This window comes from Paenisporosarcina sp. P5_A11 (assembly GCF_056400705.1).
Window position 1 is genome coordinate 1 of the sequence record NZ_JBFUKT010000341.1, and the last position, 1446, is coordinate 1446.

Here is a 1446-nt window from a genome sequence, read left to right on the forward strand (position 1 = left end):
CTTTTGTTTGATCCTAATATCACATCTTTTATTTAACACAGCCTAAATAAGAGATGTGATATTAACCTTATTTTTTTTGATTAAAATGTCAAAAATAATTTGAAAGAAAAAAAGTAATTTCACATTATGAAATTGTAAGCTTGAATACTGCCATTAAGTGAAGTATTGTGAAAATATCTTTCTTTTAATTTACTGATTTTTCAATTTCTTTAAAATGCAGGATATGACATCGAATCAATTAAAAAAAATTTATATTTCAGTAACTTTTGGAAGCGCTTACAACCGGTGGAGTTAGGTTTAGATTGACAGTTTGTGATTGAATATTCTGCGGAAGAGGGGATTTCATCGTGATAGAATCTGTTAAAAAAGCTTGTAGTATTATAAGTTGTTTCACAAGTGAAGAGCCTGTTTTAGGAAATACAGAAATTGCTAAAAAGCTTGGTATGAATCCTGGAACAACACATCACTTAGTTACTACACTTTGTAATGAGGGAGTCTTAATTAGAGATCAAAATAGAAGATATCGATTAGGATGGAAATTATTAGAGTGGAATAATAACGTAATGTTTCAACAGGATATTTATGATAAGGCCATACCATTAGTAAAAGAATTAATTCATAGATTTGTAGGAACAGCTCATATTGGGATGTTTGACAAAGGTGAAGTTGTTTTTGTATTGAAGGTATCGTCACAAGAGGCATCACCAATACACACTTATATTGGTTCAAGGAAACCTGCTTATTCGACAAGTACAGGAAAAGTGTTGCTATCTTATAATTCGAATTATCTTCAAGAAACTATTAGCCGAGGGTTTTTAATGCAAGCGCCAAATACCATTACTGATATTAATAAATTAGAGAGAGATTTAGAAATGGTGCGTAAAGTTGGATATTCAGTTAGTAATAATGAGAATTCGACAGGTACGTACGGTATTGCTGCACCTATTTTATCGTATTCAGGTAAAACTATAGCTGCAGTTAATTTAGTTGGACCTGTTTCCTATATGCAAGGAAGGAATCGCTCCATGATAATTCAAAGTGTAATAAATACAGCACAATCGATTTCACAAGAATTGGGATATATCGAGGTTTAATTAATAATTTAGTATATATAACAAAAATTTCACCATATGAAATAAGTAGGAAGATTTTTCTACTCTACTCAATTATAACGAGGATAGTAACATTACAAAGATTGAATACACTTTGAAATATATTTGAYATGAACGGCTTGTAATTCTTTTTATTTATTGGGTTGCCACGTTCAGTCTATAAAAAAGGATGTGAAAATATCGATTAAATTATCTGAATTATAAATTAATTAATAAATAAAACCAAAAGTATTTAAATTCAACACAATAAAATAAAAAGAGGTGTAGATAAATTGAAGAATACAAAAGGTTTTTACGCTTTTATTTTAACATTGATTTTAATGCTGATATTAGG

The 1446-nt window shown here is 29.3% G+C and carries 1 protein-coding gene; it reads left to right on the forward strand.

Annotation, left to right across the window (positions count from 1 at the left end; translation table 11 throughout):
* Window positions 1-347 precede the first annotated feature (347 nt).
* Window positions 348-1094 carry an IclR family transcriptional regulator gene (locus AC1DOS_RS20095; protein WP_477538905.1) on the forward strand — a complete coding sequence of 249 codons (747 nt, stop codon included), beginning with the start codon at window positions 348-350 and terminating at the stop codon, window positions 1092-1094.
* Window positions 1095-1446 lie beyond the last annotated feature (352 nt).